The following is a 24241-nucleotide window of genomic DNA, read 5'->3' as shown; positions in this document are numbered from 1 at the left end:
GACATGACTGCTGACACAATTCTTGCAAGCCTGCATCTTTCCATTCCGGAGCTCATCCTCGCGGTCGGTGCGCTTGCGTTGCTCATGATCGGCGTCTTCTCGGGCGAACGGTCGGGGCCAACGGTCACCGGTCTTGCCATCGCGCTTCTTGCGGTGGCAGGTCTCTGGATCATCTTCGTTCCGGGCGAGGGCCTTGCCTATGGCGGCGCCTATCTCGCCGACGGCTTCTCCCGCTTCATGAAGATCGTCGCGCTGATCGGCTCGATCGTCGCCATGTTCCTCAGCATGGGCCAGGCGCGCGAACAACAGCTCGATCGCTTCGAGTTCCCGGTTCTCCTCGTGCTCGCGACCCTCGGCATCCTGCTGATGATCTCGGCGCACGACCTGATCTCGCTCTACCTGTCGCTGGAACTGCAGTCGCTGGCCCTCTACGTCGTCGCTGCTATCAACCGCGACAGCCTGAAGTCGACCGAAGCCGGCCTGAAGTATTTCGTACTCGGCGCGCTGTCGTCGGGTATGCTGCTTTACGGCATGTCGCTGGTCTACGGCTTCACCGGCCATACGACCTTCGACGCCATCGCCACGGCTCTCAGCGCCGAGACCCGTTCGCTCGGCCTCGTCTTTGGCCTGGTCTTCGTTCTCGCCGGTTTGGCCTTCAAGATCTCCGCCGTGCCGTTCCACATGTGGACGCCGGACGTTTACGAAGGCGCTCCGACGCCGGTCACCGCCTTCTTCGCTGCCGCCCCGAAGGTTGCCGCCATGGCGATCCTGACACGTATCGTGGTCACGGCCTTCCATCCGGTGCTCGCCGACTGGCAGCAGATCATCGTGTTCATCTCGATCGCATCGATGGTGCTCGGCTCCTTCGCCGCCATCGGCCAACGCAACTTCAAGCGACTGATGGCTTACTCGTCGATCGGTCACATGGGTTATGCGTTGGTGGGTCTTGCCGCAGGCACCAAGACCGGCGTTTCCGGCGTCATGCTCTACATGGTCATCTACATGGTCATGACGCTAGGCACCTTTGCCATCATCATGGCGATGCGCCGCAAGGACGGCCGCCAAGTCGAAAGCATCGAGGATCTCGCCGGCCTTTCCACGACCAACCCCTTCATGGCGGTCGTGCTGACAGCGCTGATGTTCTCGCTGGCCGGCATCCCGCCGCTCGCAGGCTTCTTCGGAAAGTATTTCGTCTTCGTCGCGGCCATCCAGGCGCATCTCTATGCGCTCGCCATTATCGGCGTCCTGGCTTCCGTCGTCGGCGCTTACTACTATCTGCGCGTCATCAAGGTAATGTGGTTCGATGAAGCCAAGGACGAATTCGCGCGCACGGCTGGCTCGCTGCGCCTCGTCTTCGGTCTTTCCGGCCTGTTCGTCATCGCCTATGTCTTCTTCGGCGGCGCAATCGGCGGTGCTGCCGATCTCGCTGCTGCGACGCTGTTTTGATGACGTCTGACATGAACAGCCGGAAGTCGCTCGCCGACTTCCGGCATGATGCCCTCCAGGAAACCTCGTCCACGAACAGCGTGTGTCTTGAGCGCGCGCGCGTCGGCGATCCGGGAAACCTTTGGGTGACCGCAGAGCGCCAGACAGGCGGACGTGGTCGCCGTGGACGCCCCTGGGTGTCGGAAGCTGGCAATCTCTACGCATCTCTCCTTCTGATCGATCCCGCTCCCATGGACCGTCTCGGTTCGTTACCGCTTGCGGTCGCGGTCGCCGTTCATCGGGCCGTTCGCGGGGTGTTGCCGCTTGCAGCCGAGCCGGCCGAGATCAAATGGCCGAACGATATCCTGATCGGCCGCAAGAAGACCTGCGGCATCCTGATCGAAGGCGAGGCTTTGCCCGATGGCCGGTATGCGCTCGTCATCGGCATCGGCATCAACATTGCTGTCATGCCTGATAATCCGATGTACCCCGTCACCTGCCTCAGGCAGCAGGGCTCGATGGTCTCCCCGGACGAGCTGTTTGCTCACCTCTATGCGGCCATGTCCGACGCGCTCGATGTCTGGAATCGTGGCAAAGGCATTCGGGAGATCACCGCGCGTTGGCGCGAATTTGCTTGCGGCATCGGCGAAAAGATCACGGTGAACCTGCCGGATCGCTCGATTTTGGGCCATTTCTCCGGAATCGATGATAATGGCTTGTTGATGCTCGAGACCGAGGACGGCAGGATCATGCCGATCGCGGCGGGCGACGTTTTCTTTAGGTAATGGGTAGGGACCACATGGCGAAGCAAGATGAACTGGTGTTTCTGCCTCTCGGCGGCGTCGGCGAAATCGGCATGAATCTCGCGCTCTACGGATATGGTCCGGCGGAGCAGCGCCAGTGGATCATGGTCGACTGCGGCGTCACCTTCCCGGGACCGGATCTGCCCGGCGTCGATCTTGTCTTGCCTGACATCCGTTTCCTCGCCAAGGAGCGCAAGAACCTCAAGGGCATCATCATCACCCATGCCCATGAAGATCACTACGGCGCGCTGAACGATCTCTGGCCGGGTCTCAATGTCCCGATCTACGCTTCCGCCTTCACCGCTGGCCTTCTCGAGGCCAAGCGCGATTATGAGAAGTCGATGGGCGAAATCCCGGTTACGCTGTTCAAGGCCGGCGATCGCATCAATGTCGGCCCCTTCGAGATCGAGGGCGTCGCCGTCAACCATTCGATCCCCGAGCCGATGTCGCTGATGATCCGCACGCCGCTCGGCAATGTCGTCCATACCGGCGACTGGAAGATCGATCACGAGCCGTCGCTCGGTCCGCTGACCGACGAGACCCGCTTCCGCCAGCTCGGTGAAGAAGGCGTGCTGGCGTTGATGTGCGATTCCACCAATGCGCTGCGCGATGGCGTCTCGCCTTCGGAAAAGGATGTCTCCGAAAGCCTGCGCAAGATCATCGAGGATGCCGAGGGCAGGGTGGCGATCACCACCTTTTCGTCGAATGTCGGCCGCATCCGCACCATTGCCGAGGCCGCCGAAGCGGCCGGTCGCGAAATACTGCTGCTCGGCAGCTCGCTCAAGCGCGTGGTCGATGTCGCCCGCGATATCGGCCTCATGGAAGGCATCAAACCTTTCATCGCCGAAGATGAATATGGCTATATTCCGCGCGACAAGGTCGTGGTCATCCTGACCGGCAGCCAGGGCGAGCCGCGTGCGGCGCTTGCCAAGCTCGCCCGCGACGAAATGCGCCATGTCGCATTGGCATCGGGCGATATTGTCGTCTTCTCCTCGCGCGCCATCCCCGGCAACGAGAAGGCGATCCAGGACATCAAGAACGGCTTGATCGAACAGGGTGTGCATGTCGTCACCGACGCGGAAGCGCTGGTGCATGTCTCCGGTCACCCCAGGCGCAACGAGCTGCAGAAGATGTATGAGTGGACGCGCCCGAAGGCCGTCGTGCCCGTGCATGGGGAGGCGACGCACCTGACCGCCCATAAGGAGCTGGCCGAACAGAGCGGCATTTCCACCGTGCCGCGCGTACGCAACGGCGATATCTTGCGCCTCGCGCCGGGTCCGGTCGAAGTGATCGGCGAAGCGCCGCATGGCCGCATCTTCAAGGACGGCATTCTGATCGGCGACTTCGACGAGATGGGCATCGGCGAGCGCAAGAAGCTCTCCTATGTCGGCCACGTCGCCGTCAACGTGGTCCTCGATGCTCGCTACGACATCGTCGGCGATCCCGATCTCGTGCCGATCGGCCTGCCAGCCTATGATGATGAAGGCGAGGAGATGGAAGACACGCTCTTCGATGCCATCGTCAGCGCCATCGAGAGCATTCCGCGCGCTCGTCGTAAGGATCTCAATATGCTGCAGGAGGCCGTTCGCCGTGCGGTGCGCGCTGCCGCCAACCAGGGTTGGGGCAAGAAGCCTCTCGTTACGGTCTTCGTAACCCGTACAGGCGGCTGAGTTCGACAGTCGGATTGGGGAGGAGAGAGCCGTGTTGGGACGCATCAATCATATCGCCATCGCCGTTCCCGATATTGCCATGGCTTCCAGAACCTATCGCGAGACGCTCGGCGCCACGGTATCCGCCCAGCAGGCATTGCCGGAGCACGGCGTCACCGTCGTTTTCGTCGAGCTACCGAATACCAAGGTCGAGCTGCTTGAACCGCTCGGTGAAAGCTCGCCCATTGCCTCCTTCCTCACCAAGAACCCGGATGGCGGCATGCACCACATCTGCTACGAGGTTGCGGACATCCTCGCGGCGCGCGATCAGCTCGTCGCCAAGGGTGCTCGTGTTCTTGGCAATGGCGAGCCGAAGATCGGTGCGCATGGCAAGCCGGTGCTCTTCCTGCACCCGAAGGATTTCTTCGGCACGCTCATTGAGCTTGAGCAAGTGTGACATTAAAACGCTGATTGGTGCTTTGAAAGCGGACTGCTTTGCCCCTATAAGCAGCTTGGAAGAGGAAGAGGCGATGAAGTCGTCTCGAAGGGAGCATAATGGCACAGCAGATCGCCGCCGGTTTCGCCGTTTATTTCGTCATCTGGTGGATTACGCTTTTTGCCGTGCTGCCGTTTGGGCTCAGAACCCAGGCCGAAGATGAGCATGTGATCCTTGGCACTGTCGAAAGCGCGCCGACGAAATTTCGTGGCTGGCGGGTGGTTCTTGTGACAACGCTGGTGTCGGCTCTGATCTATGGAGCCTGGTATGTCGCTTCGCGTTATTTCGGGCTGAGCATAGATTCCATTCCCCAGATCGTTCCGAACTACAAGTGATCCTTGGAAATAGTGGAGTGAAGGCGCGGGAAGACTGCGCGCCTTGCAATCGCCATCAATTCGTCACACGCCTGTCATGAGGCTGGAGCAAATAATTTACAGCTTGTGTATATTATTTCGGCAGATGCATGAACCAAGTGTTCAATGCGAGCCGGAAGACGATTGATTGAAGTGGGGCTGAGAAAGCAAAAAAAAACAAGGCTATAAGCCTTGTTTTAAAGTATCGCGTGATCCTTATCCGTTACCGGGGCAGCGAGCGAGCGCGCCTAAGATCTGATCCTCCCAAGACTTGACCGCGAAACAGCAAGAATTAGCCTTCCTGCCTCTTTTGTGAGCTAAAATTAGCTCAAAGATTGAGCTTTGTCATCCTTTTTTTTGCTTTTTTGCTACAGTCGCGCAGAATTTTTCTGTCGACGGATTTTCGTCGTAAATCCTTATAAACGTGCGCTTTTTCGAAACATCGAAAATGGGCTCTATCCCTTGTATTCTCGGGCTTTTGTCAAATTCTTCTGTTGAAGAATGCGGGTTTCCTTCCTGCGCCGAAGCAGTTATGAACTGCCTCCAGTACATAATTTGCTAACGATTCCGCCAGGAGCGGAAGGTCAAACCATCTGGAACAAGCGTCATGCGTCTGTCTCGTTACTTCATGCCCATTCTGAAGGAAAATCCTAAAGAGGCTGAAATCGTTTCCCATCGGCTCATGCTGCGCACCGGCATGATCCGGCAGCAGTCGCAAGGCATCTATTCATGGCTGCCACTGGGCAAGCGCGTGCTCGACAAGGTCAACGCGATCATCCGCGAAGAGCAGAACCGCGCCGGCGCCATCGAGCTGTCGATGCCGACGCTACAGTCGGCCGAACTCTGGCAGGAAAGCGGCCGCTATGACGCCTATGGCAAGGAGATGCTGCGCATCAAGGACCGGCAGGACCGGCCGATGCTCTATGGTCCGACCAATGAGGAGATGGTCACCGATATCTTCCGCTCTTCCGTCAAGTCCTACAAGGACTTGCCGCTGAACCTCTATCATATTCAGTTGAAGTTCCGCGACGAGATCCGCCCGCGCTTCGGCACGATGCGCTCGCGCGAATTCATGATGAAGGATGCCTATTCCTTCGATCTGACGCAGGAAGGCGCTGTTCATTCTTACAACAAGATGTTTGCCGCCTATCTGCGCACCTTCAACCGTCTCGGTCTGAGAGCGATCCCCATGCGCGCCGATACCGGCCCGATCGGCGGCAATCTCAGCCACGAGTTCATCATTCTTGCCGATACCGGCGAGTCGGAAGTTTTCTGCCACAAGGATTTCGTCAACTTCGGCATCCCCGGCGAAGACACGAATTTCGATGATGTCGCCGGCTTGAAGGCTATCTTCGACAAGTGGACTTCGGTCTACGCCGCGACGTCGGAAATGCATGACGAAGCCGCCTTCAACGCCATCCCCGAGGGCGAACGCCTGTCCGCACGCGGCATCGAGGTCGGTCACATCTTCTACTTCGGCACGAAATATTCCGAGCCGATGGGCGCTAAGGTGCAGGGTCCGGACGGCAAGGAACACGCTGTCCACATGGGATCTTACGGTATCGGCCCGACACGCCTTGTTCCCGCCATCATCGAAGCATCGCATGACGAGAACGGAATCATCTGGCCGGCTTCGGTCGCGCCGTTTGACGTCGTGGTGATCAATATGAAAGCCGGCGATCAGGCGTGCGACGAGGCTTGCGAGGCGGTTTATGCCGCGCTCTCGAAGGCTGGCAAGGACGTGCTGTACGACGACCGCGACGAGCGGGCCGGAACGAAGTTCGCGACGGCCGATCTGATCGGCGTTCCCGTCCAGATCATCGTCGGTCCGCGTTCGATCGCGGGCGGCGAGGTGGAAGTGAAGGATCGAAAGACCGGCGCTCGCGAGACGATGACGGTCGAGGCTGCAATCAACCGGCTGGCGGGCTGATTGACGATAGATAGGATGGAAGGCGAATGGCGGTGAGCGCGGCAGTGGAACAGCAGGAAAATTCGTTCAAGGCCGGCCCATCGTCTCGTCCTTTTTCCGGATTCGAGCGGCTTGTCGCTTGGCGCTATCTCCGCTCCCGGCGCAAGGAAGCCTCGATCTCGGTCATCGCCGGTTTCTCACTGATCGGCATCATGCTCGGTGTCGCGGCCCTCATCATCGTTATGGCGGTCATGAACGGCTTCCGGGCCGAGCTCTTCAAGCAGATCCTCGGCTTCAACGGCCATGTCGTCGTGCAGCCGATCGATTCGCCGCTGAACGATTATGCCGAGCTGGCGAAGAAATTTTCCGCAGTGCCCGGCGTGACCATGGCTTTGCCGTTGGTCGAGGGCGAAACGCTCGCCTCCGGCCGCGGCGGCTCCGGCACCGGTGCTTTGGTGCGCGGCATCCGCGCGGAAGATCTGACCAAGCTCAAATCTGTTTCCGATCATATCATTTCCGGCGACATGGTCGGCTTCGCATCGGGGCAGGGCGTGCTGGTCGGTAGCCGTCTGGCGCAGCAACTGGGCCTGACCGTCGGCGACCAGATTACACTCACTGCACCCGATGGCGACGTCACGCCTTTCGGCGTCAATCCGCGCGTCAAGGCCTATACGATATCGGGCCTCTTTCAGGTCGGCATGTCGGAATATGATTCCTCCGTCGTCTTCATGCCGCTCGAGGAAGCGCAGCTCTTTTTCAACGTCCAGGGCATCGTTGAGAAGATAGAGCTTTTCATCACCAATCCGGATGATGTCGACGAACTCAGGCCGAAGATCGAGGAGGCGGCCGGGCGGCAGATCTTCCTGACCGATTGGCGGCAGGTCAACGCCACCTTCTTCTCGGCTCTGCAGGTCGAGCGCAACACGATGTTCATGATCCTGACGCTGATCGTCCTCGTCGCCGCGCTCAATATCATTTCGGGCCTGATCATGCTGGTGAAGGACAAGGGTAGCGATATCGCCATCCTTCGCACCATGGGTGCGACCTCGGGCGCGATCATGCGCATCTTCTTCATGACGGGCGCGGCGATCGGTGTCGTCGGCACGCTTGCAGGCGTGATCCTCGGGGTTGTGGTCTGCCTGAATATCGAATCGATCCGCCAGTTCTTCTCGTGGATCTCGGGCACGGTGATCTTCAATCCGGAGGTCTACTTCCTCAGCAAATTGCCGGCCCAGATGAATGTCAGCGAAACCGTCTCCGTCATCGTGATGGCGCTCACGCTGTCCTTCCTTGCGACCATATTTCCGGCCTGGCGTGCCTCGCGGCTCGATCCGGTGCAGGCGCTGCGCTACGAATAAGGAAACCGCATTTGATGAAACGCAACGTCGTTCTCCAGCTCTCTGGCGTGGAGCGTCATTACGGGCAGGGAGAGACGCGCCTGTCGATCCTGAAGGGCGCCGATTTCACCCTGCGAAGCGGCGAGATGGTCGCGCTTGTCGCTCCATCGGGCACGGGCAAGTCGACGCTTCTGCATGTCGCGGGACTGCTCGAGCATCCCGATGGCGGTGAAGTCCTCGTCAACGGTCAAGCCTGTGAAGCCCTGTCCGACGACAAGCGGACGGCGGTGCGCCGCAGCGAGATCGGCTTCGTCTATCAGTTCCACCATCTGCTGCCGGAGTTCTCGGCGCTCGAGAACATCATGATGCCGCAGCTCATTTCCGGCCTTTCGCGCAAGGACGCAAGCGCGCGTGCAGCCCAGCTCCTCGACTATATGCGCATCGGCCATCGTGGCGACCATCGCCCGGCCGAGTTGTCCGGCGGCGAACAGCAGCGTGTCGCGATTGCCCGCGCCGTCGCCAATGCGCCTCTCGTGCTGCTCGCCGACGAACCCACCGGCAACCTCGATCCGGATACGGCTCACTACGTCTTCGATGCGCTGGAAGCCCTGGTGCGTCAGTCAGGTCTTGCGGCACTGATCGCCACGCACAATCATGAGCTTGCCGCCCGCATGGATCGCCGCGTCACGTTGAGCGAAGGCCAGGTCGTCGAAGTTTGATTGTCTGTTAGGGAACGATCAGACCGCCGCGATAATCCAGTTCGTAGGCCTTGCGCCCTTTCACCATGATGGCCTCATGGCCGGTGAAATGGTCGCAGGCTCCCGTGCTTTGGTCGACATAGCGGCCGAATGAATGTTCGAGCTCGAAGCCGCCGAGAAAGCGTCGTTCATCCTGATAGAGGCGCAGCAGCGCCGCCTTGATGACGATGCCGGCGCGCGTTCCGTCGATCAGATCGGGCTCGATAATATGGCCAAAATAATTCATGGCCCATACCGGCTCGCCGTCGCACCAGACAAGTTCCTGGCCGGCGAAATCCGTGCCGCCGAAATAGCTGTCGAGATAGCGCCAGCGGCCGCTCGCATAGCCAATGTCATGAGAACCGCTGCGACAGGACGGTAGCCTCTCGCCGTCGCCGACATAGGTCTCCGCCTTGGCGATGACAATGAAATCGTTCAGCTCGGCAAGATCCGGCATGACCCTCTCCAGTTTTGGTGAGCAGTCATGATGTCATCGAGCGGAGTTTTTGTAAAGAACAAAAAGAGAACATTCGTGGTTACTGGTCGTTTCCGCAGGCTTTCTGGCCGATATCGTCCTGCCAATCCTGGATGCTGACGGTTCTGGCATCCGCCTTCAACGTCTTGCCGTCCTTCGTCACCTTGCCGGTCAGCACGTTGTAGTCGCAGCTATGACTGCTCTCCGGTTCGAGCGTATCGCGGGACTCATAGGTGTAGCCGGCCACCACGAAATTGTTGTTGCGATAGGCAAGCGTCAACGTCTGCTCCCAGCGATCGCGACCGATGCTGTCATTCTGCGAGGTGATCGCGATCGAACCGTTCGGCAGCGCCGAGATTGACGGCTCCTGGCCGACGACACCGCCGGGCTCGACACTGCCCCATATCTTATGCGGAGCGCTGACGGCCAGCTTCAGCAGGGAATGTTCGTCGTCGCGCAGATAGATGTAGACGCCGATGGGATTGTCGGCGTCATCGCCCGGGGCGGGCGCTACCAGAAGCGCGAGATCCGGCTTGCCGTCCTTGTTCCAGTCGCCGATGGCGGCATCGATGATGCGGCCGGACGCGACCGCGTCCTCGGCATGAGCGGCGGTTGCAGCTGAAAGAAGAATGAGAGCGCAGGCAAGTGTTTTCATCGTGATCTCCCTGTTCGCATCTCAATAGCGTCGGGCCGTTCCAGCGTCCATCCGAGGGCCGAAAAACCGGGTGATGAAATTTATTGATGCTTCTATTGACTCTCGAACAAAAATGGAACAAAAAAGAAACATAACGAGTAAGGAGCGCGTAAATGACCGATATCATTCGAGACGTTGCAGCATTCACCTCCATCGTGATGTTCGTTGCCAGCTTTTCCCTCATCATGATGGCGATGTAAGTTTTATCCCCCGTTTGCACATGCTGTTCCCATATTTGATGGGGGCAACTTATGGACTTTGCAGTTCGTAATGCCGAAAATGCTGCCGATTCATTGAGGCATGCGGAAGGGTATGAGATGGCGGACTTAGGTGGCAGCGGCGCGGCAGCGCCGGTCGGCGAAATGCCGGAATTCGTGCACCTCAGGGTTCATTCCGCCTATTCCCTGCTAGAGGGCGCATTGCCGCTCAAGAAGATATTGGCCAAGGCTGTCGGCGACAGTCAGCCGGCTGTCGCCATTACCGATACCAACAATCTCTTCGTTGCCCTCGAATTCTCGCAGAAGGCGATGGATGAGGGACTGCAGCCGATCATCGGCTGCCAGGTTTCGATCGACATGGAGGATGGCGGCGAGGGCGAGAAGCGCGGGCCACAACAGGCGTTGGCAAAGCTGCCGTCCATCGTGCTGCTTGCCGCCTCCGAACGGGGCTACGAACGGCTCGTGGATCTCGTCAGCCGCGCCTATCTCGGTGGCGAGGGCAACAACGCCGTTCATATCGCGTCGTCATGGCTGGATGAAGCCGGCACGGAGGGTTTGATCGCGCTTACCGGATCACTCACCGGCCCTGTCGACATGGCCCTTAAGGAAGGGCATGCCGCGCAAGCACTCTCCCGGCTGCTGACGCTGAAGCGCCAGTTCGGCGACAGGCTTTATGTCGAATTGCAGCGCCATGGTACCTATGATCGTCGTCATGAGCAGAAGATGATCGCGATGGCTTACGAGCACGAGATCCCGCTTGTTGCCACCAACGAGGCCTTTTTCCCGACGCGCGATGATTATGATGCGCATGACGCGCTGATGGCGGTCGCGCACAATGCCATCGTCTCCGACGATACGCGTTTCCGCCTGACGCCGGATCACTATCTGAAGAGCCGCGCCGACATGGCGAAGCTGTTCGCCAATCTGCCAGAGGCGCTCGAGAATACGGTCGAGATCGCCCGGCGCTGCGCCTTCACTCTCAATACCCGCAAGTCGATCCTGCCGCGCTTCACCGGCGCGACCGACGATGTGGAGGAGGCCGAGCGCGCCGAGGCGGCAGAGCTGCGCGCCCAGGCAGTCGAAGGCCTCGATGAGCGCCTCGCCTTGCTCGGCATGGCGCCGGGCTACGAGGAGAAGGAATATCGCGACCGGCTGGAGTTCGAGCTGAGCGTCATCGAGCGCATGAAGTTCCCCGGCTACTTCCTGATCGTTGCCGACTTCATCAAATGGGCCAAGCGCCACGATATCCCCGTCGGCCCCGGTCGTGGTTCCGGTGCGGGCTCGCTGGTGGCCTACGCGCTGACGATCACCGACGTCGATCCGCTGCGCTTCTCGCTGCTGTTCGAGCGCTTCCTCAATCCGGAACGCGTCTCGATGCCGGACTTCGATATCGACTTCTGCCAGGACCGGCGTGAAGAGGTGATCCGCTACGTGCAGGGCAAGTACGGCCGCGAGCAGGTGGCGCAGATCATCACCTTCGGTTCGCTGCAGGCGCGCGCAGCACTTCGCGACGTCGGCCGCGTGCTGGAAATGCCCTATGGCCAGGTCGACAAGATCTGCAAGCTGGTGCCGAACAATCCCGCCAATCCGACGCCGCTCAGCAAGGCGATCGAGGAGGAGCCGCGTCTCCAGGAGGAAGCGGACAAGGAGCCGGTCGTCGCCCGCCTTCTCGATATCGCCCAGAAGATCGAGGGCCTTTATCGCCACGCCTCGACGCACGCCGCCGGTATCGTCATCGGTGACCGCCCGCTGTCGAAGCTCGTGCCGATGTATCGCGATCCGCGCTCCGACATGCCCGTCACCCAGTTCAACATGAAATGGGTCGAGCAGGCCGGCCTCGTCAAGTTCGACTTCCTCGGACTGAAGACGCTGACCGTCCTGAAGACCGCCGTCGATTTCGTCGCCAAGCGCGGCCTCACCATCGACCTCGCCGGCATACCGCTCGACGACAAGCCAAGCTACGACATGCTCTCCCGCGGCGAAACGGTCGGCGTGTTCCAGGTGGAAAGTGCCGGCATGCGCAAGGCGCTGATCGGCATGCGGCCGGACTGCATCGAGGACATCATCGCGCTCGTGGCGCTCTATCGCCCTGGCCCGATGGAGAATATCCCGGTCTACAATGCCCGCAAGCATGGCGAGGAAGAGATCGAATCGATCCATCCGAAGATCGATTATCTGCTGAAGGAGACCCAGGGCGTTATCGTCTACCAGGAGCAGGTGATGCAGGTCGCCCAGGTGCTTTCGGGCTATTCGCTCGGCGAGGCCGATCTTCTGCGCCGCGCCATGGGTAAGAAGATCAAGGCTGAGATGGACCAGCAGCGCGAGCGCTTCGTCGACGGCGCCATCAAGAACGAGGTTTCGAAGGGACAGGCCGACGTCATCTTCGATCTGCTGGCGAAGTTCGCGAACTACGGCTTCAACAAGTCGCACGCCGCCGCCTACGCCATCGTTTCCTACCAGACCGCCTATATGAAGGCGCATTATCCGGTGGAGTTCCTGGCGGCGTCAATGACGCTCGACATGTCCAACACCGAAAAGGTCAATGACTTCCGCCAGGATGCCAAGCGGTTGGGCATCGAGGTCATCGCGCCTTCGGTGCAGAGCTCGTTCCGCCATTTCGAGACAGGCGACAATCGCATCTATTACGCGCTGGCGGCGATCAAGGGCGTCGGCGAATCCGCTGTGGACCATATCGTCGAGGTGCGCGGCGACCAGCCCTTTGCCGGTATCGAGGATTTCTGCCTGCGCATCGACCCCAAGCAGATCAACCGCCGCGTTCTGGAAAGCCTGATCTGCGCGGGCGCCTTCGATTGCTTCGAGATCGATCGCGCACAGCTGATCGCCGGTCTCGATCGGATCATGGGCTATGCCCAGGTGGCGCAGGAAAACAAGCGCAGTGGCCAGCACGACATGTTCGGAAGTGCCGCCTCAGGCCCGGAAAAGATCGTGTTCCCGTCCTACACGCCATGGCTCGCCTCGGAGCGACTATTGCGCGAGTTCCAGGTGCTCGGCTTCTATCTGACGGCGCATCCGCTCGATACCTATAAGAGCGTGCTCGACAAGATGCGCGTACAGCCCTTCGCCGATTTCTCGGCCGCGGTGAAGCAGGGCGCCAGCAACGGCCGCCTGGCCGGCACCGTCATCTCCAAGCAGGAGCGCAAGACCCGCACCGGCAACAAGATGGGCATCTTCGTCTTCTCCGATGCCTCGGGCCAGTTCGAGGCCGTGCTCTTCTCGGAAACGCTCAACCAGTACCGCGACGTTCTCGAAGTCGGTAAATCCTTCGTCATCACGGCGCAGGCGGATGAGCGTCCGGAAGGCATCAGCCTGCGCCTGCAGACGGCACAGTCGCTGGAGGAAAAATCGCTGCAGATGCAGAAGGCGCTGCGCGTCTATGTCCGCGATTCCGGCCCGTTGAAGGCCGTTGCCGCGCATTTGAACGCCAAGGGCGACGGCCTCGTCTCCTTCATCGTCATCAAGGAGGAAGGAATGCGCGAGGTCGAGGTGGCGTTGCCGGAGAAATACCGCATCACGCCGGAGATCGCCGCCGCGTTGCGCACGGCGCCGGGCGTGATCGACGTCGAGTTGGTTTAGCCCTTCTTGCCCAACGCGCCATTGTTGGTGATGGTGATGAAATCGGTCTCGTTGCCGGTTTCCGGCCCGATGCCGGTGTCGGAAATCGTCAGCGACGAGCCGGCTGTCAGTATATCCTCGATGCGATGGCGGACATCGTCGGGAATGGTGATGCGGCTGAGCGCCTGTCCGGCGGCATCGAAGGACTGCGACTGCTCCTCGCTGGTAATGCCGTACCGCTTCTTTGCCTGCTTGCTCAGATCTTCCTCCAGCGTCATGCCGAACCAGTCGGCCTTGCCGCTGATGCGGTCGATCGCGTTGGCGGTGAAGAAATGCACGCCGAGCGCCTCCTGCGGCTCGGCGATGATGGCCGGGCCCTCGAAGAGCGGTTTGAAGTTCTGTCGGACCATGATCGCACCGTTCGGCGGTTCGCCCTTGCCGGCGGCGGCGTAGACGGCTTTCATCAACGCGGGGCTGACGAGGCCGCCCGTCGTGTTGATGTCATGAGCCTTCTTGAAGTCCTCGATCGCCTGCACTGTCGCTGGCCCGAGCATGCCGTCGGGGGTTCCGGTGATGAAGCCCATGCCGTTCAGGATGCCCTGGAGGTCGCGGACATTTTCACGCAGGCCGCGCCGGGTAATGAGAATGCTGAGCGGTGCGGGATCGGGTGGCGGCGCAAAGATCTCCTGCGCCTTCGGTATCTGGATCGAGGTCACATCGTTGGTCGCGACTTGCAGGGGCTGTGCCTGCGGCAGGAAGCTTGCGGTCATCGGCCGAAGTTCGATGCCGGAAAAGAGTGCGGGCGGCGGCGCTACCAGGGGCTGGAACAGCGTTGCATTTTCAACGGGTTGCGGCACCAGTGGCTGATTGGCGATCACCACATGCACGCCGCGTTCGGTCATCTGGTAAAGCATCTTGGCAAAGGCCTTCGGCATGCGCACGCAGCCGTGGGACGCCGGATAATTCGGAACCGAGTTGGATTCATGCAGCGCGATCCCTGACCATGTCAGCCTTTGCATGAAAGGCATGGGCGCTGCCGAATAGAGATTGGACTCGTGATAGACCTTCTTTTCCAGGATGGAAAAGATGCCGCTCGGCGTCGTATGGCCGCGCTTGCCGGTCGAAACCTTCGAGGTCGCGATCACCTTGTCGCCGTCATAGACCGCAAGCGATTGCCTGTCCTTCGACACCACGATCTGCAGGGTACGGGCATCCTGCGCGGCAAAGGCAGGGTGAGAAAGGGCGGTGGCCGACAACAGCCCAAGCCCCAGCAACAAAAATGGCTTCATAGACACAACCAAAACGCAATACTCGTTGCACCCAAGGTTAGACTTTGAAGTTTAAGGAAGACTTGCCGAAAGGCGTCGCCTTGCCGTGCTCACCAGAGTGCGAGCCTGTTTTGTTATGGCCGAATACAGAATCGCCGAGGCGGAGCGGTCAAACTCTGCTTCGGCGATGGCTGAAATCTAGGCCCTTGAGGGATCAGCGGATGCTGGAGGCTACCCAGTTGTGCCAGTCCTGTTCGCTGCCATGGAAGGCATTGAGATCGATCCTGCCGTCGACGCCATGGGAGACGCCGGAGCCGGAATACTGCCAGAATAGCCACTTGCGGCCGGGATAGACCTTGGACGGATGCGCGGCGACGGAGCGCAGCCAGAAGGGATAGTTGAGCAATTCGCCGCTCAGATTGTCGCGGTAGAAATCCGGCGCGGTGTAGATGATCGGACGCTGGCCGTAGTGCTTTTCCAGCTTGTCCATGAACACCTGCATCTTGGCGAGCACCTGCTCGCGCGAGGGGCGCCGCTTGCAGCTCGATTCGCCGTTCCATTCGACGTCGATGACGGGCGGCAGCGCTCCTGCTTCCCTCGGCACGTTGCGGATGAACCAGTCGGCCTGCTCTCCGGCGGTCCGGCACCAATAGAAGAAATGATAGGCGCCGTGCTTCAGGCCGGCCTGCTGCGCAGCTCGCCAGTTCTTCTTGAACATGGGGTCGAGATGATCGCCGCCATCCGTCGCCTTGATATACACGAAGTTCGCACCCTGGGTGCGCAGCGTGTCCCAGTCGATCTCGCCCTGCCAGCGCGAGACGTCGACGCCATGGACGGCAAGCTTCCGCGGCGAGGTGGACGTGCCGAAGTTGATCGGCTTTGCGTCGCGGAAACGATGGCTATAGATCTGCATCGGCTGCTGTCGCAGGGAGCGAGGCACCGGGTTTGACGGCGCGAGCATGGCGAGCGGCCGCTGAAGCGGGACGGGCGTGTCACCGTCACTCTGGTCGGAGGGCATGAGCCCTTCCGGACGGAGGTTCGTCGGCATCGCCACCGCCAGAGCCTGTTGCCGCTCGACGCGCGAAACCGTTTCGCCGATTTCGACCGACGGCATGGGCCTGCTGGTCTTGGCGATGGAACTGGTCAGTTCTTTCGAAGGCGGAGCGGCTTGCGCGGCTTCGCGCTCGCCTCGGGCAGCGCAGCCTGAGATCGTCAGACACGCAAGAAAAATGGTCGATACAGCCGATAGACGCATAGGAACCCGTACGCAAAACACAATCGACGACGAATTCACGCCGCCCGGAAGTTACAGAATCCAAGTCCTAATGGAAATTTACCAAAAAAGTTTGAATCCGAGCTTTCTCGCGCGAAAGAATCGCGCGCAGGACGCGGTTATCCGCGGCGCACCCGGAAGTCACCTGTCGATGACATATTTATAAGCTGTTGTTATTTATTGCGTTTATCGCCGAATGTGTAACCGGTCTCGACTGTTTTGGTGCCGAATTTTTCTCGCAGCTTGTCCATGGCCGCTTCGGCGGCGGCACGCCGCGTCGCCTGCACGTCGATCAGATCGGGCGGATCGGCACGCCCGGCATCGCCAAGATCGGTGACGCCGATGCCGATGAGCCGAAACTTCGTGCCATCCGTTTCAGGTTCGAGCAACCGCAGACCGGTACGGAAGATCCGATCCGCGAGCTGGGTCGGGTCCTCCAGACGGCGGTTGCGCGTGCGGATCTTGAAGTCCGAGGTTTTCAGCTTCAGCACCACGGTCTGGCCGGCAATGCCGCTGCGCTTCAGGCGCCGGGAAACCTTCTCGGAGAGATCGCGCAGGATCGGCACGAGATCCTCATGGCGCCAGATATCTTCGAAGAAGGTCGTTTCTGAAGACACGCTCTTTGCCGCATCATTCAGATGCACGGTCCGGTCATCGATGCCGCGCGAGAGGCGGAAAAGCCGCTGTCCGATGATGCCATAGCGGCGCATGAGATCGCCTTCCTCCATGGTCTGCAGCTGGCCGATGGTGCGGATGCCATCGCTTTCGAGTGTTGCGGCAAAGGCCTTGCCGACCCCCCAGATGGTCGTGACCGATCGTGGCTCGAGGAAGGAGAGAGCCTCTTGGCGGCCGATCACGGAGAAGCCGCGCGGCTTCTGCAGATCCGAGGCCACTTTGGCGAGGAATTTGCAGTAGGAAAGGCCGACCGAGATGGTGATGCCTATTTCCTGCTCCACCCGCTTGGCAAACTTGGCGAGGATTCGGGCCGGCGGATCGTGATGGAGCCGCTGCGTGCCGTCGAGCTCGAGAAAGGCTTCGTCGATCGAAAGCGGCTGCACCAGCGGCGTCAGCTCCTGCATCATGGCGCGGACCTCGCGGCCGACGCGGACGTATTTCTCCATGTTCGGATGAATGACGACCGCCTGCGGACAGGCTTCCAGCGCCTTGAACATCGGCATGGCGGATCGCACGCCATGGATGCGGGCGATGTAGCAGGCGGTGGAGACCACACCGCGCTTGCCACCGCCGACGATGAGCGGCTTGTCGGCGAGTTCCGGGTTGTCACGTTTCTCGATCGAGGCATAGAAGGCGTCGCAATCGATATGCGCCAAGGTCAGCGCGTAAAGCTCCCGGTGGTAGACGAGGCGGGGGCTGCCGCAACTCCGGCAACGCGTTCGCGTCGCCGATTGCTCGCTCAAGCAATCGCGACAGAAGCCGGAGATCTTGTCGGGCGCATGGGTCATCGAATGAGAACAAAAATTGAACATCGTCACTTTATGTTCTAAGCTCGCGAGTCTCAAGCCAGAAACTGTCGGGGAGGCGGGAGTGCAGAATTTAAGTGTGCAGCCATTGACGCCGGATCGATGGGGCGATTTCGAAACGCTGTTCGGGCCGAGCGGCGCCTGTTATGGTTGCTGGTGCACCTACTTCCGTGTCCCGACCTCAACGCGCAAGACGATGGGTGCGGCGGCTAAGAAGAAATTCATCAAAGAACGCATTGCTGCCGGGCCGCCGCCCGGCCTTCTGGGTTACATGGATGGCCAGCCGGTCGCCTGGGTGCAAGTTGGCCCGCGCACCGAACTGCCGCAGTGGAATTCGCCGAAAACCGTATCGCGCCCGCTCGATCCGGCCGATGCGGAAGACAGTTCTGTTTGGGCGGTCAGCTGTTTCTTCATGAATTCCAGGGATCGCGGCAAGGGGTACAGCCACCGCATGCTGTCGGAGGCCGTGAATTTCGCCCGCGCCTCGGGTGCCCGGCTTTTGGAGGGCTGTCCGATCGAGCGGACGAAGCAATCGAAATCCGTTGGCCTCTATGTTGGCTCGCAGCGCATATTCGAGGCGGCCGGATTTTCGGAAGTGGCGAGGCGCAAGGATGGCAGGCCTTTGATGCGCCTCGTCCTTTGAAGGCGGGCTGGGCGACGTCAGCGCCCGATATGGGCCTGGATCAACGGCGCTGCCTGGCTCCATTCATTGGCCTCGGGGATACCCGCGGTCGCTGCCGGCGCCATGCGGTGAACGATGGAATCAGGCTTCAGATTGATGAGGAGGCATTCCGGAACATGCTCGCTGACCGAATGCAGATTATGGGCCATGTCGTCGACGAAGGCGACCGGCATCGCGCGCTGCCTGTGGAGCGAACGAACGATCGGCCCCTTCGGCTGCAGCGACGCCAGCAGCGGGTAGGCAAGCTCGAGCCTATCGAGAAGCCGCCGTCTCTGTTCCCAGAATTGCGGCGGCATGGCCGTCAGGAAGACGATATCGGCATCTTTCGAGAATTCGCCGAGTGTATCGACGACGCGATCGAGAGGCGTCTGCCACTGCTCCTGCGCCTCGAAGAAGGCCTCGATCAGCCGGTGGACATCCTTTTCTTCCAGCGCCGATCCGTTGGCCTTGGAGACGATGTTACCCGTCAGCCGGAAGGAGCGCGGCAGGAATTCATGGCCTTCTGCGTCGATGAAAGTCAGGAAAGGCGCAAAGAAATGCAAGACGACGTCGTCGACATCGCAGACGATCAGCGGCCGCTCCTGCAGCCGGATATGCGAGACGTCGAATTCGAGCGGGGCATCCATGGTCAATATTCTCCAGAGGCGAGGCCGGGCGGCGAGAAATGCGCCGATGCGGCGGCGACAGTCTCCGGCGGAATGTTGCTGGCCGCGCAAAAGGCCAGCAATGTCGGTTCGTGGGCCATCAGGAAATCGAGCATGCCTGCGAGAAAGGCGGGATCGTTGATGGCGTTGCGCACCTGCGCGGGTTCGACGCCAGTCAGCGCCAAGAAGCGGCCGAACATATCCGGTTCGTTGGCCAGCCAGCCGAGTACGGCAATGGCTGTCTCTTGCGGGTCGGCCGCACTCTTCTTCGGGTTCTTGAAGTTACTTTGCATTTTGAAGGGTGAGTTACCTATTTTTCAACCAAATGCCGGTAGTTTGCGATTCAAGTATTTCTGGAATCGGTTCCTCGCGACCCTATATTTCGAGAGAATGGATGCAATACCGGATGCAGGGACAGCTTTCCATGCCTAAGCAGGTAATGATTGTAGAAGACAACGAGCTGAATATGAAGCTCTTTCGCGATCTGATCGAGGCTTCCGGCTATACGACGATCCAGACCCGCAACGGCATGGAGGCGCTCGATCTCGCGCGCAAGCATCGCCCGGATCTGATCCTCATGGATATCCAGCTTCCGGAGGTTTCCGGCCTGGAGGTCACCAAATGGCTGAAGGAAGACGACGATCTGCATGTCATCCCGGTGATCGCGGTCACGGCATTCGCCATGAAGGGTGACGAGGAGCGCATTCGCCAGGGCGGTTGCGAAGCCTACGTCTCCAAGCCGATCTCGGTGCCGAAATTCATTGAGACCATCAAGACCTATCTGGGCGACGCCTGATGATGGGGAAGAGCTTATGACCGCACGCATTCTGGTAGTCGACGATATTCCGGCCAACGTGAAGCTTCTCGAAGCGCGGCTGCTGGCCGAGTATTTCGAAGTGCTGACGGCCGAGGACGGACTGAAGGCGCTCGCCATCTGTGCGAATACGCAGGTCGATCTCATCCTTCTCGATATTATGATGCCCGGCATGGACGGTTTTGAGGTGTGCGAGCGCCTGAAATCCGATCCTCGCACCACGCATATCCCTGTGGTCATGGTGACGGCGCTCGACCAGCCGGCCGACCGCGTGCGCGGCCTGAAGGCTGGCGCCGACGATTTCCTGACCAAGCCGGTCAATGATCTGCAGCTCATCTCGCGCGTCAAGAGCCTGCTCCGCCTGAAGACCCTGAGCGACGAACTGCATATGCGCAACGAGACTGCGCGCACTTTCGGTATCGACGATCTGATGCGGGCGGGTGAGGGGCGTGCCGATGAAACCGGCCAGGTGCTCTTGGTCGATGGGCGTGCCAATTCGCAGGAACGCATCATCCGCACACTGAAGCCGATTGCTCAGGTCATCGCGATGTCCGATCCGCAGGCGGCCCTGTTCGAGGCGGCCGAGCGACCGTTCGAACTCGTCATCGTCAATTCGAACTTCGATGATTACGATCCGTTGCGGCTTTGCTCGCAGCTTCGCTCGCTGGAGCGTACGCGCTTCCTGCCGGTGCTGCTGATAACGGAGCAGGGTGCCGACGACATGATCGTCCGGGCGCTGGATCTCGGCGTCAACGACTATATCATTAGACCGATCGATCCGAACGAACTCGTGGCACGTTGCCTCACGCAAATACGCCGCAAACGCTATAACGACCGTCTGCGCGCCAGCGTGCAGCAGACGATCGAGCTTGCCGTCACCGATGCGCTGACGGGCTTGCATAACAGGCGCTACCTCGACAATCACCTCAAGGTGCTGTTCGACCGCTCTCTGGCGCGGGGCCGGCCGCTTTCGGTATTGATCACCGACATAGATCGCTTCAAGACTGTCAACGACACTTATGGCCATGATGCCGGCGACGAAGTGCTGAAGGAGTTTGCCGCGAGAATCCGCTCGACGGTGCGCGGAGCCGACCTCGCCTGCCGTTATGGAGGCGAGGAGTTCGTTGTGGTCATGCCTGATACGCCCGCCGATATCGCTGCTGCCGTCGCGGAACGCCTGCGCGCTGCGGTAGAAAATATGCCGGTGAAATTGCGTGATGGCGGTACCTCGCTTAACATCACCGCATCCTTCGGGATTTCGTGCCGTTTGGAGACAATCGACACGCCGGAGCAGTTGATGAAACAGGCCGATCTTGCGCTTTACGAAGCCAAAAGGGCGGGCCGCAACAGGGTTGTGGCTTCAGCGGCATAAGGGTGAATGGCTGGAAAAATTCACTACCCGTCAATATTCAGGGTATTTTTCAGGTTTTGAACAACGAATAAAATTTTTTTGTTCTTTATCTTGCCGGCATCGCCTTTCTGATTTCGTCTAAAGAAACAGTGCGTAATTATACTTTTGATTTCTAAAAATACCTCAGACTTTGGGCGGACTTCGAAATATTCCTGTTGTTTTATTATATAGTTTTGTTTTGTTTGCGGTTTGTTGACGAGGCGCAGGTTGGAGGATGGGAGATTAACTGAAAGTAATTTGTATATTCAAATGTTCTTTAATATATGTATTATAATTTTTCTACCAAAGCTGGAGTTATCACTTTAATCTTGATGATTTCTTGACTTTGTTTCGTTAAGACTATCGGTCATTCCCTTCAGCCAAAGTCATGAATTTTAACCATTCGAGCAGACAAGTATTTTTTATCATTAAGAATTTGTTGATTTCCTTCCGATTTCGCGCGAATTTAGTCCCGTACACAGACAACCCGTCAGGGTTCCAGGATACCCCATGATGCTCAGGTCCGCCGCATCTCCTGGGTCGTGGGGTCGGTCGGCTGGCAGGCAGAAAGATAACGGTTCCTCGTGCCGTTTTGCAGGCTAGCCGGCCCCCAATTTAAAACGCCGCTCTTCGTTCGTCGAAGGCGGCGTTTTTTCTTTTCCGCGAGGTGAGGGCATCGTCTGAAGCCGCGTTGCAAAATCGGACGCCAAACAAGAAAACGCCTGCAAAAACAAAAAAAGGCGCGAACCCGTGGGTTGCGCCTTTTTGTAACCTGAAGTTTAGGAAACTTACTTGATCTTCGTTTCCTTGAACTCGACGTGCTTCTTAGCAACCGGGTCGTACTTCGTCTTCGTCATCTTGTCCGTCATCGTACGGCTGTTCTTCGTCGTGACATAGAAGAAACCGGTGTCGGCCGTCGACAGCAGCTTGATCTTGATGGTGGTAGCCTTAGCCATGGTCGTTCTGCCTTTAATAAAAATGAACGCCGTGGACGGCCAGTGCGGAGGTCCACGGCGAATTCTGGCGCGAAAATACAAATCGCGCCCGAAAAGTCAACCTCTGTTGCCCATGAAAAGCAGCCGTATCCCCGAAAGCAAGACATAAAGGCCGAAGAAAAACGCTACAGCCCAGGCAAAGCCGCTGGGATTGACCAAATCCATGGCCGTGCCGATCGTCGGCGGCCCGAGGACCATGCCGATGGCATAACAGAAAACGAAGGCCGCATTGGCCGCCACCAGATCAACGCCGGTGAGCCGCGTGCCGAGATGGCTGAGACCGACTGTGTACATGCCTGATACGCAGCCTCCCCAGAAGAGCAGGATGGTGGCGAGAATGATCCAGTTCGAGGCCAGCAACGGCAACAGCAGCGCGCCGACAAGGCCGATGGTGGCCATGATTGAGAGCAGGGGCCGTTTGTCGCGCATCCGGTCGGCGAGCAGCCCGAGCGGGATCTGGAAGACGAAATTGCCGACGCCCATGACGGTCAGCAGCAGCGCTGCCTGTGATTCGTTGAAGCCGAGGCGCGTCGCATAGCTGGTGAAGAGCGATCCACCACCGACGGTCACCGCGCCGAAGACGAAAACCGCAGCCGTCGCGGTCGGCACCAGGAAGATGTAGCGCACGAAATGCAGCTCCGGCTTCTCGTCGACGATCGGGCTTTCATTGCGAGCGATGAAGATGGGAATGGCTGCCGCCAGGATGATGCAGGCGCCGATGAGGAAGGGCATCAGGCCCTCGCTGCCGACGACGGAAAAGAGCAGGGGGCCTGCCGCAAAGCCGAGCGAGAAGACCGTGGAATAGAGGCCGAGCACGAAACCGCGTTTGGAAGGCGGCGAGGCGGCATTGATCCAGAATTCCGACAGGATGAACAGGGTGGTCGTCGACCCGTGAAACAAGATGCGCAACGGGAACCACAGAAGCAGGTTTTCGGCATAATAGAAGCCAAGGGAGCTCACTGCCGAAAGGAAGACCGCCCAGATCATCGTCTGTATCACGCCAAAGCGATGCGCAAGCTTGGTGGTGACGACCGCCGCCAGCATCGAGGCGATGCCCATCATCGCGGTATTGAGCCCGATGAGGCTTGAAGGAATGCCGCGTTTTTCGAGGATGATGCTCAGAAGCGGCAGACCAAGCCCGATGGCAATACCGACGGCGGATACGGAAGCAATGGCTGCGACGAGCGAAGGCCAGTGAATTTCTTCGACATGGCCGGCCTTGTCGTTCGTCGGTTCAAGCATAAACAAATCCCTGGGGCATGAGGCGGGCGAATCGATCCGGACGCGGAACACAGGAAGGCACGGCTCGGCCAAATTTAGGTGACGGGTCGGCTTTCATGTGATCGGTCACACCCTCCGGAATAGTCCCTATGACGCGCGGCATGTTCAGACAAGAAATGTTGCCGCTGTCAAGCGGTTGCCGGTGGAGCAACCGGCTTGAACCAAGAATAAGCAACAAATCGTCGGCAGTTCCCGATATAAGGGAGCAATACGCGGAAACAATCTCTGCCATCGATAGAGATTGGCGGCGTGAACCGGACAGCATGTTCACGACTGGCCGTTTCCTTGATCCCATTCCTCCGGGCTGTCGTCATGCCCGCCGAAGCCGTGCATGCGAAGCGCCCACTGTAGGCCGATGACGCCGCCCTTGATCGGCTGGATGATGGCAAGTGCCGCGATGATGGTGATGGGCGTCCAGATGGAGAGGTGTGCCCAGAGCGGCAGCTTGAAGGTCATGTCGGTCAGCATGTAGCCACCGACGATAAGGTGGCCGAGAACCAGGATCACCAGATAGGGCGGCAGGTCGTCGGCGCGCTGATGGGACATGTCCTCCCCGCAGACGGCGCAATGGTCCACGGGCTTCAGGAAGGCACGAAACAGCTTGCCGGTGCCGCAGCGCGGGCAGCGGTTCAACATGCCGCGGCTGATCGACCGCCCGAGTGGTCGCTCGCTCTCGTCCGAGCCACCGAAGCGGATGGGGGAATCGGTTGGGCTGCCCGTCATGAATGCGCTTCCTCCGTGCCG

General features: G+C 59.5%; 23 protein-coding genes. 12 read left to right on the top strand and 11 right to left on the bottom strand.

Translation table 11 applies throughout. The features are described 5' to 3' along the window. Window positions 1-3 precede the first annotated feature (3 nt). The 8 genes from nuoN to BJ928_RS00310 all read left to right on the top strand — a co-directional run bounded on the left by nuoN (window position 4) and on the right by BJ928_RS00310 (window position 8691). The gene (nuoN, locus tag BJ928_RS00345) at window positions 4-1446 is read left to right on the top strand and encodes an NADH-quinone oxidoreductase subunit NuoN (RefSeq protein WP_047627048.1); all 1443 of its coding nucleotides are present in this window, start codon (window positions 4-6) and stop codon (window positions 1444-1446) included. Between the two features lie 11 nt (window positions 1447-1457). Further along, complete coding sequence (locus tag BJ928_RS00340) at window positions 1458-2210, top strand: biotin--[acetyl-CoA-carboxylase] ligase (RefSeq protein WP_245432207.1); 753 nt, start codon at window positions 1458-1460, stop codon at window positions 2208-2210. Between the two features lie 14 nt (window positions 2211-2224). After that, window positions 2225-3898 carry a ribonuclease J gene (locus BJ928_RS00335; protein WP_047628694.1) on the top strand — a complete coding sequence of 558 codons (1674 nt, stop codon included), beginning with the start codon at window positions 2225-2227 and terminating at the stop codon, window positions 3896-3898. A gap of 31 nt (window positions 3899-3929) precedes the next feature. Beyond that, on the top strand, window positions 3930-4334 hold the full coding sequence (gene mce / locus BJ928_RS00330) for a methylmalonyl-CoA epimerase (protein ID WP_047627046.1): 405 nt from the start codon (window positions 3930-3932) through the stop codon (window positions 4332-4334). A 98-nt stretch (window positions 4335-4432) separates the two neighbouring features. Beyond that, window positions 4433-4708: a DUF1467 family protein gene (locus BJ928_RS00325; RefSeq protein WP_047627045.1), complete on the top strand. Its 276-nt coding sequence runs from the start codon at window positions 4433-4435 to the stop codon at window positions 4706-4708. Window positions 4709-5333: 625 nt separating this feature from the next. Next, entirely contained in the window at window positions 5334-6656 is a 1323-nt protein-coding gene (gene proS / locus BJ928_RS00320; protein ID WP_047627044.1) for a proline--tRNA ligase, read from the top strand. A 26-nt stretch (window positions 6657-6682) separates the two neighbouring features. Further along, entirely contained in the window at window positions 6683-7993 is a 1311-nt protein-coding gene (locus BJ928_RS00315) for a lipoprotein-releasing ABC transporter permease subunit (protein WP_047627043.1), read from the top strand. A gap of 14 nt (window positions 7994-8007) precedes the next feature. Continuing rightward, entirely contained in the window at window positions 8008-8691 is a 684-nt protein-coding gene (locus BJ928_RS00310) for an ABC transporter ATP-binding protein (protein WP_047627042.1), read from the top strand. 7 nt (window positions 8692-8698) lie between these two features. Here BJ928_RS00310 and BJ928_RS00305 read toward each other — a convergent pair whose 3' ends face one another. Both BJ928_RS00305 and BJ928_RS00300 read right to left on the bottom strand, forming a co-directional pair. Beyond that, entirely contained in the window at window positions 8699-9166 is a 468-nt protein-coding gene (locus BJ928_RS00305; RefSeq protein ID WP_047627041.1) for a DUF5680 domain-containing protein, read from the bottom strand. Window positions 9167-9245: 79 nt separating this feature from the next. Continuing rightward, window positions 9246-9839 carry a hypothetical protein gene (locus BJ928_RS00300; RefSeq protein WP_047627040.1) on the bottom strand — a complete coding sequence of 198 codons (594 nt, stop codon included), beginning with the start codon at window positions 9837-9839 and terminating at the stop codon, window positions 9246-9248. Window positions 9840-10195: 356 nt separating this feature from the next. Between BJ928_RS00300 and dnaE the strand changes: the two genes are divergently transcribed. After that, window positions 10196-13690 carry a DNA polymerase III subunit alpha gene (dnaE, locus tag BJ928_RS00295; protein WP_047627039.1) on the top strand — a complete coding sequence of 1165 codons (3495 nt, stop codon included), beginning with the start codon at window positions 10196-10198 and terminating at the stop codon, window positions 13688-13690. Here the strand turns inward: dnaE and BJ928_RS00290 are convergent. The 3 genes from BJ928_RS00290 to BJ928_RS00280 form a co-directional block, all read right to left on the bottom strand. After that, window positions 13687-14958: a L,D-transpeptidase family protein gene (locus tag BJ928_RS00290; protein ID WP_047627038.1), complete on the bottom strand. Its 1272-nt coding sequence runs from the start codon at window positions 14956-14958 to the stop codon at window positions 13687-13689. The two genes, dnaE and BJ928_RS00290, sit on opposite strands and share 4 nt — an antisense overlap. A 193-nt stretch (window positions 14959-15151) precedes the next feature. Further along, entirely contained in the window at window positions 15152-16192 is a 1041-nt protein-coding gene (locus tag BJ928_RS00285) for a GH25 family lysozyme (RefSeq protein WP_047627037.1), read from the bottom strand. 191 nt (window positions 16193-16383) lie between these two features. Then, window positions 16384-17673 carry a DNA polymerase IV gene (locus BJ928_RS00280; RefSeq protein WP_047628693.1) on the bottom strand — a complete coding sequence of 430 codons (1290 nt, stop codon included), beginning with the start codon at window positions 17671-17673 and terminating at the stop codon, window positions 16384-16386. A gap of 82 nt (window positions 17674-17755) precedes the next feature. Here BJ928_RS00280 and BJ928_RS00275 point away from each other — a divergent pair, with 82 nt between their 5' ends. Continuing rightward, window positions 17756-18334, top strand: a complete 579-nt coding sequence (locus BJ928_RS00275; protein ID WP_047627036.1) for a hypothetical protein — start codon at window positions 17756-17758, stop codon at window positions 18332-18334. A 17-nt stretch (window positions 18335-18351) separates the two neighbouring features. Here the strand turns inward: BJ928_RS00275 and BJ928_RS00270 are convergent, their stop codons facing one another. Next, window positions 18352-18999: a hypothetical protein gene (locus BJ928_RS00270; RefSeq protein ID WP_047627035.1), complete on the bottom strand. Its 648-nt coding sequence runs from the start codon at window positions 18997-18999 to the stop codon at window positions 18352-18354. Window positions 19000-19001: 2 nt separating this feature from the next. Beyond that, window positions 19002-19310, bottom strand: coding sequence for a DUF3572 domain-containing protein (locus BJ928_RS00265; protein WP_047627034.1), 309 nt, complete (start codon window positions 19308-19310; stop codon window positions 19002-19004). 131 nt (window positions 19311-19441) lie between these two features. Here BJ928_RS00265 and BJ928_RS00260 point away from each other — a divergent pair, with 131 nt between their 5' ends. Together BJ928_RS00260 and BJ928_RS00255 are read left to right on the top strand one after the other, a co-directional pair. Further along, complete coding sequence (locus tag BJ928_RS00260; protein WP_028754034.1) at window positions 19442-19813, top strand: response regulator; 372 nt, start codon at window positions 19442-19444, stop codon at window positions 19811-19813. Window positions 19814-19829: 16 nt separating this feature from the next. Further along, entirely contained in the window at window positions 19830-21203 is a 1374-nt protein-coding gene (locus BJ928_RS00255; RefSeq protein ID WP_047627033.1) for a PleD family two-component system response regulator, read from the top strand. Between the two features lie 806 nt (window positions 21204-22009). Here BJ928_RS00255 and rpmG read toward each other — a convergent pair. The 4 genes from rpmG to BJ928_RS00240 all read right to left on the bottom strand — a co-directional run bounded on the left by rpmG (window position 22010) and on the right by BJ928_RS00240 (window position 24220). Next, window positions 22010-22177, bottom strand: coding sequence for a 50S ribosomal protein L33 (rpmG, locus tag BJ928_RS00250; RefSeq protein WP_003547442.1), 168 nt, complete (start codon window positions 22175-22177; stop codon window positions 22010-22012). A 96-nt stretch (window positions 22178-22273) separates the two neighbouring features. After that, complete coding sequence (locus tag BJ928_RS00245; protein WP_047627032.1) at window positions 22274-23458, bottom strand: MFS transporter; 1185 nt, start codon at window positions 23456-23458, stop codon at window positions 22274-22276. Next, window positions 23451-23768: a hypothetical protein gene (locus BJ928_RS38495; RefSeq protein ID WP_147413876.1), complete on the bottom strand. Its 318-nt coding sequence runs from the start codon at window positions 23766-23768 to the stop codon at window positions 23451-23453. The genes BJ928_RS00245 and BJ928_RS38495 overlap by 8 nt, the downstream gene beginning before the upstream one ends. Further along, window positions 23765-24220: a DUF983 domain-containing protein gene (locus BJ928_RS00240; RefSeq protein WP_047627031.1), complete on the bottom strand. Its 456-nt coding sequence runs from the start codon at window positions 24218-24220 to the stop codon at window positions 23765-23767. The genes BJ928_RS38495 and BJ928_RS00240 overlap by 4 nt, the downstream gene beginning before the upstream one ends. Window positions 24221-24241 lie beyond the last annotated feature (21 nt).

It is taken from the genome of Rhizobium sp. WW_1, assembly GCF_003610155.1.
GTDB lineage: Bacteria > Pseudomonadota > Alphaproteobacteria > Rhizobiales > Rhizobiaceae > Rhizobium > Rhizobium tropici_A.
Note: the sequence above shows the minus strand (reverse complement) of the source record. Positions and strands in the feature narration are given on the sequence as shown.